This is a genomic window from Kineococcus indalonis (assembly GCF_009906395.1).
Taxonomy (GTDB): domain Bacteria; phylum Actinomycetota; class Actinomycetes; order Actinomycetales; family Kineococcaceae; genus Kineococcus; species Kineococcus indalonis.
In genome coordinates this window covers 1-8,116 of the sequence record NZ_JAAALM010000148.1, presented here as the reverse complement: position 1 = coordinate 8,116, position 8,116 = coordinate 1, and the positions used below count along the sequence as shown (strand labels likewise).

Below are 8,116 nucleotides of genomic sequence, written 5' to 3'. Positions count from 1 at the left end.
GGCGGGGGCGGGACCCCCTACTGGGACGAGTCGGCCGCGTACGTCCTCACCGAGGACGAGGCCGACGTCCTGGAGACGGCCACCGAGGAGCTGCACGCGATGTCGCTGCGGGCGGCGCGGCGGGTGCTGGACGAGCCGGACCTGTACGCCTCCCTGGCCCTGCCCGAGCACGCCGCCGGGATCCTGCGCCGCAGCCTGGAGGCCGGCGGGCCCTCGCTGTACGGGCGCTTCGACCTCGCCTACGACGGCAGCGGGCCGCCGCTGCTGCTGGAGTACAACGCCGACACCCCCGCCGCGCTGCTGGAGGCCGCGGTGGTGCAGTGGTACTGGCTGGAGGACGTGCACCCCGAGCTGGACCAGCTGAACACCCTGCACGAGCGGCTGGTGCAGGCGTGGCAGCGGCAGCTGCCCGGGCACGCCGGGCGCACGGTGCACTTCGCCGCCGGGCAGACCGAGCCCACCGAGGACTGGGTGACGCTGGCGTACCTGCGCGACACCGCCCGCGAGGCCGGGCTGGTGGACGTGGGCCTGCGGATGGAGGACATCGGCTGGTGGCAGGAGGGCGGCCGGTTCGTCGACCGGTACGACGTGCCCATCGACGTCTGCTTCAAGCTCTACCCGTGGGAGTGGATGCTCGCCGAGCGGTTCGGGCCGCTGCTGGACGCCCCCTCGGCGCGCATCTCCTGGATCGAGCCGGCCTGGAAGGCGCTGCTGTCGTCCAAGACGCTGCTGGTGGCGCTGTGGCGGGAGTTCGAGGGGCACCCCAGCCTGCTGCCGGCCTCGCTGGAGGAACCCGGCGCCGGTGCCGGCTGGCCGGGGGTGGTGAGCAAGCCCGTGTTCGGCTGGGAGGGCGCCGGGGTGCGCGTGCGGGTGGGCGACGTGGTGGAGACCAGCCCGCCGGCGCACACCACCGGCCAGCACCTGGTGCACCAGCGCTACGCGGAGCTGCCGGTGTTCGACGGCAACCGCGCCGTCGTGGGCAGCTGGGTGGTCGACGGCCGCGCCGCCGGGATCGGCGTGCGCGAGTCGCGCAACCTCGTCACCGACCTGGACGCCCGCTTCGTGCCGCACCACCTGGACTCCCCGCGCTCCACCCCCGGTCAGGTGCAGCAGTGGCTGCAGGACTGACCCCGCCCCCACCGCTGCGACCCCTGGAGGGAACGTGCTCGCCGGACTCGGTTACGCCGCCGCCTACTCGCTGCTGGGGGGCCTGCTGCTCGCGGTGGGCTTCCTCGTGCTGGACCTGCTGACGCCGGGGCGGCTGGCCCACCACATCTGGGTGGAGCGCTCGGCGAACGCGGCGCTGGTGCTCTCGGCGGGCTTCCTCGGCCTGGGCCTGGTGGTGTTCGCGGCCATCTGGACGAACGCCGAGGCCGGGTTCGGGCAGGCGCTGGCGTGGACGGTGGCGTTCGGGCTGCTGGGCGTGGTGCTGCAGGCGCTGGCCGGGGTGGTGCTGGAGGTGCTGACGCCGGGGCGGATGCGCGAGGTGCTGGTGGAGCGCGAGCTGCACCCGGCCAGCGGCGTCGTGGCCGCCGCGCAGCTGGCGGTCTCGTTCGTGGTGGTCGCCTCGATCTGGTGAGGCGGGGCTCGGGCACGCCTCCTGCTGCGCCGGGCGGGGAGCTCGTGCTGGGCCACGGGTTGCGCGACGCGCTGTGGCCCGACGAAGCGCACCGGGACCTGCTGGACGCCCGCTTCGGCGCGCGCCCGGTGGTCGTGGTGAGCCAGGACCTGCACGCGGCGCGGGCGCGCCGCGTCGCACCGAGGTGCTCGGCACGCTGGTGGGCGGGCGGTGGACGCACCGCGCCGGGGTGTGAGGCGCGGGTCCCCCGGGGCCGCTCAGGCGGGCACGAGCAGGTCGTCCATCTGGCCGACGGCCTGGGTGAGGCCCTCGAGCATGCCCATGGCGACCATCTGCTCCAGCGCGTCGGCGCTGGAGAAGCTGGAGGTGATCGTCATGCGGGTGCCGGAGCCGTCGGGGTCCAGGGCGACGCGCGTGCGGCTGGGAGGGGGTTCGGCGGCGGGCTCGCCGTGCTCGTCGGCGAAACCGTCCTCGAACTCCAGGGAGCGGGGTTCGTCGAGGTCCGCGAAGCGCCACCAGCCGTGGGCGCGCTCGCCGCCGGGCCCGGTCATGAAGTACTGCGCCCCCCCGCCGGGCACGGGCTCGAGGCGGGTGAACGTGGCGGGCCAGGTGGGCGGGCCCCACCAGCGCTCCAGCCTGCGGGCGTCGGTCCACAGCCGCCACACCGCCTCCGGCGGCGCGGCGAACTCGGCGACGAGGACGAGGGTGAGGTTCTCGCGGTCGGTGGTGGCGCTCAGGACGGTCACGACGGTCCCTCCGGGTTTCCTTCGGCTTCTTCGGCGAGGAGTTCGTGCATGCGCTCGACCCGGCCGGCCCACACCCGCTCGAACTGCTCCAGCAGGTGGCCGGCGGCGCGGACGGTGGTGATGTCGCCGCGCACCAGCTGCTCGCGGCCTCGGCGCTCCTTGGTGACGAGTCGGGCGCGTTCGAGCACGGCGACGTGCTTCTGCACGGCGGCGAAGCTCATCTCGTAGCAGCGGGCCAGCGCCGTGACCGACGCCTCCCCCCGCAGCACGCGGGTGACGATGTCGCGGCGCGTCGCGTCGGCCAGGGCGGCGAAGACGCGATCGGCGTCGAGCTCACGTACAACCACGAGGTTGTACGTTACGCGCGGGCGCGGGGCTGCGCAAGACCCCCGCGCCCGCGCTCCTCAGCGCTCGCCGAGCACGGAGTCCACGAACGCACCGGCGCGCTCGGCCAGGGCCTCGCGGCGCTCCTCCACGCTGCGGCCGGGGTCCGGGCGCAGCGCGTGGGTGCCGCGCTCGACCTCCACGCACCGCGCGCACGCCAGGTCCGCGCAGGCGTACGCGCCGACGGTGTCGCCGCGGCGGCCGGCCGCGCCGGCGCGCGGGGCCGCGAACAGCGCCACCTCCCCGGCGGCGCGGGTGGTGCGGCACAGGTCGCACATCGCCGCCGCGCGCGCCCCCCCGCCGGTGGGGGCGCGCAGCACCAGCCCGCACGGGGCCGCACCACCCGCGCCCGGCACCAGCAGCACGCCGCGCTCGGGCGCCTTGGGGTCGCGCCAGCCGACCACGGGCGCGGTGGCGACGTCGACGTCGCGCACCCACGCCGGCACGGTCAGCCGCGAGGCCTCCCCCTTGCTGCAGTTGCGCAGCGCGCGGCGCACCACGTCGTCGGTGAGCGTCGGCACCCCCGCCGCGCCCGTCGCGCTCGTCCCGCTCCCCTGCTCCTGCACGGTCCCTCCTCCCCGGGCCCCGCGGCCCGGTCCTCCACCCGATCTGCCGGCGCGCGGGGGACCCCGCGCGTCAGGAACCCCCCGCGCCACCGCGCGGCCAGGAGGCCAGGGCACGGTCCACGCCGCGCAGCGTCGCCAGCCAGGAGGCCTCGCGGTCCCCCTCGGAGCCGAAACCCCCGACCGCCTCCAGGGAGACGAAACCGTGCATCGCGCTGCGCGAGAACCTCACCGCGTCCGTCAGGTCCGCCGGCGCGATGTCGTACCCCTCCAGCAGGCGGTAGCTGAGCTGCACGATGCGGCGGTGGCCCTCGCTGGTGGCCGCCACCTCCGGGGGCAGCCGGGCCGTCGCGGCGGCGTAGCGGCCGGGGTGCTCGAGCACGTAGCGGCGGAACGCCACGGCGGAGCGGGTGAGCGCCTGCTCGCCGGAGACCCCGGCGATCGCCTCGGCGAGCACCGCGGCGAACTCCTCCGCCGCCCGCACGCACACGCGCTGGCGCAGGTCGGCGGCGCTGCGCACGTGCGAGTACAGGCTCGCGTCGGCCACGCCGAACCGCCGGGCCAGCGCGGAGACGGTGACCGCCTCCAGGCCCACCTCGTCGGCCATGTCGGCCGCGGCCTCGACCAGCCGCGCCGCGGTGATGCCGGCCCTCGGCGACACGCGCACCCCTCCCCTAATTCCCCTAGGTCTCAACCTAGAGCCTCTAGGTCGAGCGTGTCCAACCGGTTCCCCGGGTTCCGCGCGGAACCGCCGCCCTCGAGGAGTTCCCGCCTCGGGGTGCCGTCGGGGTTCTGGATGCGCACCACCGCGCTGGTGACGGTGAGGGTGACCTCCACGGACAGGAAGGCGCCGACGAGGTTCAGGACCCCGGGCAGGGCCACGGCCGCCGTGGGCGGCAGGGCGTGGGTCGCGATGGAGGTCGCCATCGCGTTCGCGGTGTCGTGGAAGCCGTCGGTGAAGTCGAAGGAGAGGGCCACCACGACGACCAGGGCCAGGATGACCGTCGGTGTGTCCACGGGCCACGAGCGCGGCAGCGCCGCCCGCGGCCCGACAGCCCAGCCGGGGCCCCGCGGACGGAGCTCACCGGGTGTTCACGCACGGGGGGGAACTGCTCACCCGCGTCGTTCGTGACGTGCCGCCGGGTGCGGTGCTCCGCGCGACCGGGTACAACGGCCCGATGGTCACCGCGCACGAGGAGCTGGAACTGAAGTACGACGTCGACGAGGGGGTCGAGCTCCCGGCCCTCGCCGCGCTGCTGGCGGACGGCGGCGTCGCACCCGACGCCGCCGCGCCGCTGACGGAGGGCGACGGCGGTGAGCACGAGCTGGAGGCGGTGTACTTCGACACGGCCGACCACCGCCTGGCGGCGGCGCGCACCACCCTGCGCCGCCGCACCGGCGGCGAGGACGCCGGCTGGCACCTGAAGCTGCCCGGCGCCGGCGACGGCGACGGGGAGGTGCGCGAGCGCCGCGAGGTGCGGGTGCCGCTGGGCCGCGCGGTGCGCACGGTGCCGGCCGCCCTGCGCCGCCTGGTCGCCGCGCAGACCGGCGACGCGCCCCTGGTGCCGGTGGCCCGCATCAGCACCCTGCGCCGGGTGCGGCACCTGGTGGACCCCACCGGCCGGGTCCTGCTGGAGCTGGCCGACGACCGCGTCACCGCGCAGCGGCTGCTGCCCTCCGACGGGCCCGGCGACGTCGCCGCGGCGCCGGTGGGCTGGCGGGAGGTGGAGGTGGAGCTGGTCGACGGCGAGCGCGCGCTGCTGGACGCGGTGGCCGCGGGGGCGCGGGCCGCGGGGCTGCGCCCCTCGGCGAGCGGTTCCAAGCTCGCCCGCGCGCTGGGCACCGGCGGGCCGGGAGCCGAGCAGCCCTCCGCCGACGCCGACGGGGCCACGACCGCCGAGCTCGCCGCCGAGCCCGCCGCCGAGCCCGCCGCCGAGCCCGCCGCCGAGCCCGCCGCCGAGCCCGCCGGGGTGAGCGCCCCGGCGGCGGCGCGCCGCCCGCTGCCGCGCCCGGGGAGGAAGCTGACGACCAGCTCGCGCGCCGGGGACGTGGTCCTGGCGCACCTGGTCGAGCAGGTGGAGCAGGTCGTGGCGCAGGACCCGCGCGTGCGCCTGGACGCCCCGGACGCCGTGCACAAGATGCGGGTGGCCACCCGCCGCCTGCGCAGCGCGCTGCGCACGTTCCAGCCCCTGTTCGCCGAGCCGACCCGGCCGCTGCGCGACGAGCTGCGCTGGCTGGCCGCGGAGCTGGGCGCCGCCCGCGACGCGGAGGTGCTGCGCGACCGCCTCGGCGACGCCGTCGCCGAGCTGGCCCCCGCCGGCGGGGCCGGTGACGCCGGCGGCGACGGCGGCACCGCGGAGGTCGGCGCCGACGCGGCCCCCGCGGCCGCGGCCGCGGTGCGCCGCCAGCTCGAGGGCGCCTACCGCGAGGCCCACGACAGGGTGCTGGCGGAGCTGGACTCCGAGCGCTACCGGCAGCTGCTGGACGACCTGCACCGGTTCGCGGGCGAGCCGCCGCTGACGGCGCGCGCCGGGCGCCCGGCGGCGAAGGTGCTGCCGCGGCGCGTGGCGCGCACCCACGAGCAGCTGGCGGAGCTGGTGCGCCGCGCGCAGCGCACCGAGCCCGGCCACGAGCGCGACGAGGTGCTGCACGAGGCGCGCAAGGCCGCCAAGCAGGTGCGCTACGCCGCCGAGGCCGTGGCGGTGGTGTTCGGCAAGGAGGCCACCCGCTTCGCCCGCGCGGTCACCGAGGTGCAGGAGGTCCTCGGCGAGCACCAGGACTCGGTGGTGACGCGCGAGCGCCTGCACGAGCTGGCCACCGCCGAGGGCGTGGGCGGCGCCGCGGCGTTCGCGTACGGGCGCCTGTACGAGCGGGAGCTGGCGCACGCGGCGGCCACCGAGGAGGACTTCGCCGCGGTGTGGGCCGCGGCGAGCACCAAGCGCCTGCACCGCTGGCTGCGCTGAGGCCGGGGCCCCCGCGCCGGGCAGCAGCGCGCCCCGCCCCCCGGTGGTGACCGGGGCGGCGGGGCGCGGTCGTGCTCAGCGCGGGGGGCTCACTCCCACTCGATGGTCCCCGGCGGCTTGCTCGTCACGTCGAGCACGACGCGGTTGACCTCGGGGACCTCGTTGGTGATGCGGGTGGAGATGCGCGCCAGCACCTCGTACGGCAGGCGCGTCCAGTCGGCGGTCATGGCGTCCTCGGAGCTGACCGGGCGCAGCACGACCGGGTGGCCGTAGGTGCGCCCGTCGCCCTGCACGCCCACCGAGCGCACGTCGGCCAGCAGCACCACCGGGCACTGCCAGATGTCGCGGTCCAGGCCGGCGGCGGTGAGCTCCTCGCGGGCGATGGCGTCGGCGGCGCGCAGCGTCTCCAGGCGCCCGGGGGTGACCTCGCCGACGATGCGGATGCCCAGGCCGGGGCCGGGGAAGGGCTGGCGCCACACCATCGCCTCGGGCAGGCCGAGCTGCTCGCCGACCGCGCGGACCTCGTCCTTGAACAGGGCGCGCAGCGGCTCGACCAGCTCGAACGCCATGTCCTCGGGCAGGCCGCCGACGTTGTGGTGGCTCTTGATGGTGGCCGCGCCGGTGCCGCCGCCGGACTCCACGACGTCCGGGTACAGGGTGCCCTGCACGAGGAAGCGCACCTCGCCGCTGCCGCCCTCGGCGGCGACGACGTCGGCGGCGGCCTGCTCGAAGACGCGGATGAACTCCCGGCCGATGACCTTGCGCTTGGCCTCGGGGTCGGTGACGCCGGCGAGGGCGTCGGCGAAGCGCCGGGCGGCGTCCACCACGTGCAGCTTCACGCCGGTGGCGGCGACGTAGTCCTGCTCGACCTGCTCGGCCTCGCCGGCGCGCAGCAGGCCGTGGTCGACGAACACGCAGGTGAGCTGCTCGCCCACGGCGCGCTGGACGAGGGCGGCGGCGACGGCGGAGTCCACGCCGCCGGACAGGCCGCAGATCACCTTGCCGTCGCCGACCTGGGCGCGGATGCGGGCGACCTGCTCGTCGATGACGTTGCCGGTGGTCCAGTCCGCGGGCACCCGCGCGCCCTCGCGCAGGAAGTTCACCAGCACGTCCTGCCCGTGGGTGGAGTGCTTGACCTCCGGGTGCCACTGCACGCCGTACAGGCGGCGCTCGTCGTCCTCGAAGGCGGCCACGGGGGTGTCGTCGGAGGAGGCCACGACGCGGAAGCCCTCGGGGGCGCGCGCGACGCTGTCGCCGTGGGACATCCACACCGACTGCTCGGCGGGCTGGCCGCGCAGCAGCGTGGAGCCGGCGGACTCCGGCACGCGCGCCACGGTGCCGCCGTACTCGCGGCGGCCGGTGCGGTGCACCTCCCCGCCCAGCGCCTTGGCCATCGCCTGGAACCCGTAGCAGATGCCCAGCACCGGCACGCCGGCCTCGAAGAGGGCGGGGTCGACCTGCGGGGCGTCCTCGGCGTAGACGCTGGCCGGGCCGCCGGAGAGGATGATCGCGGCCGGGTCCTTGGCGAGGATCTCCGCCACCGGCGTGCTGCTGGGGACGATCTCGGAGTAGGCGTCGGCCTCGCGCACGCGGCGCGCGATGAGCTGGGCGTACTGCGCGCCGTAGTCGACGACCAGGACGGGGCGGTGGGCGCGCTCGGCGGCCACCTCGGCGGGCTCGTCGGGGGCGGTCTGCGGGGTCTCGGGCGCGTCCGGCGTCACGTCCCCAGGGTATCGGCCGGGCGGTGCGGGCCCGTCCACCGCCGCCCGCTCGACAGCGCCCCCGCGGCGCGCATAGCTTCGGCGCAGCACACGCCCGCGCGGCGCACGCCCGCGCGGGGCTCGCTCGACGACGAGGAGGCACCGTGCGACCCCCCACCCC

Annotated in this window: 8 protein-coding genes and 1 pseudogene; 3 read left to right on the top strand and 6 right to left on the bottom strand. The window is 76.9% G+C overall.

Going from position 1 to position 8,116, the window contains the following annotated elements:
• Both GTR00_RS09445 and GTR00_RS09440 read left to right on the top strand, forming a co-directional pair.
• On the top strand, positions 1-1,128 hold a 1,128-nt coding region (locus GTR00_RS09445; protein ID WP_166611373.1), incomplete at its 5' end, for a glutathionylspermidine synthase family protein.
• Between the two features lie 34 nt (positions 1,129-1,162).
• On the top strand, positions 1,163-1,579 hold the full coding sequence (locus GTR00_RS09440) for a DUF350 domain-containing protein (protein ID WP_166611372.1): 417 nt from the start codon (positions 1,163-1,165) through the stop codon (positions 1,577-1,579).
• 257 nt (positions 1,580-1,836) lie between these two features.
• On the opposite strand, the gene GTR00_RS09435 is transcribed toward GTR00_RS09440, so the two are convergent.
• The 5 genes and pseudogenes from GTR00_RS09435 to GTR00_RS24945 form a co-directional block, all read right to left on the bottom strand.
• Positions 1,837-2,325: an SRPBCC family protein gene (locus GTR00_RS09435; RefSeq protein ID WP_166611371.1), complete on the bottom strand. Its 489-nt coding sequence runs from the start codon at positions 2,323-2,325 to the stop codon at positions 1,837-1,839.
• Positions 2,322-2,672 carry an ArsR/SmtB family transcription factor gene (locus tag GTR00_RS09430; protein ID WP_166611370.1) on the bottom strand — a complete coding sequence of 117 codons (351 nt, stop codon included), beginning with the start codon at positions 2,670-2,672 and terminating at the stop codon, positions 2,322-2,324. Before GTR00_RS09430 ends, GTR00_RS09435 begins: the two co-directional genes overlap by 4 nt.
• A gap of 57 nt (positions 2,673-2,729) precedes the next feature.
• Positions 2,730-3,275, bottom strand: a complete 546-nt coding sequence (locus GTR00_RS09425) for an FBP domain-containing protein (RefSeq protein WP_323132361.1) — start codon at positions 3,273-3,275, stop codon at positions 2,730-2,732.
• A 70-nt stretch (positions 3,276-3,345) separates the two neighbouring features.
• Entirely contained in the window at positions 3,346-3,933 is a 588-nt protein-coding gene (locus GTR00_RS09420) for a TetR/AcrR family transcriptional regulator (protein WP_323132360.1), read from the bottom strand.
• Between the two features lie 80 nt (positions 3,934-4,013).
• A pseudogene (locus GTR00_RS24945) lies at positions 4,014-4,289 on the bottom strand (inorganic phosphate transporter); the annotation flags it as partial.
• Between the two features lie 131 nt (positions 4,290-4,420).
• Between GTR00_RS24945 and GTR00_RS09410 the strand changes: the two are divergent.
• Positions 4,421-6,235 carry a CYTH and CHAD domain-containing protein gene (locus GTR00_RS09410; protein ID WP_166611368.1) on the top strand — a complete coding sequence of 605 codons (1,815 nt, stop codon included), beginning with the start codon at positions 4,421-4,423 and terminating at the stop codon, positions 6,233-6,235.
• Positions 6,236-6,324: 89 nt separating this feature from the next.
• Here GTR00_RS09410 and guaA read toward each other — a convergent pair whose 3' ends face one another.
• Positions 6,325-7,902 (bottom strand): glutamine-hydrolyzing GMP synthase, encoded by a 1,578-nt coding sequence (guaA, locus tag GTR00_RS09405; protein ID WP_166611374.1) that lies wholly within the window; start codon positions 7,900-7,902, stop codon positions 6,325-6,327.
• Between the last annotated feature and the right edge of the window lie 214 nt (positions 7,903-8,116).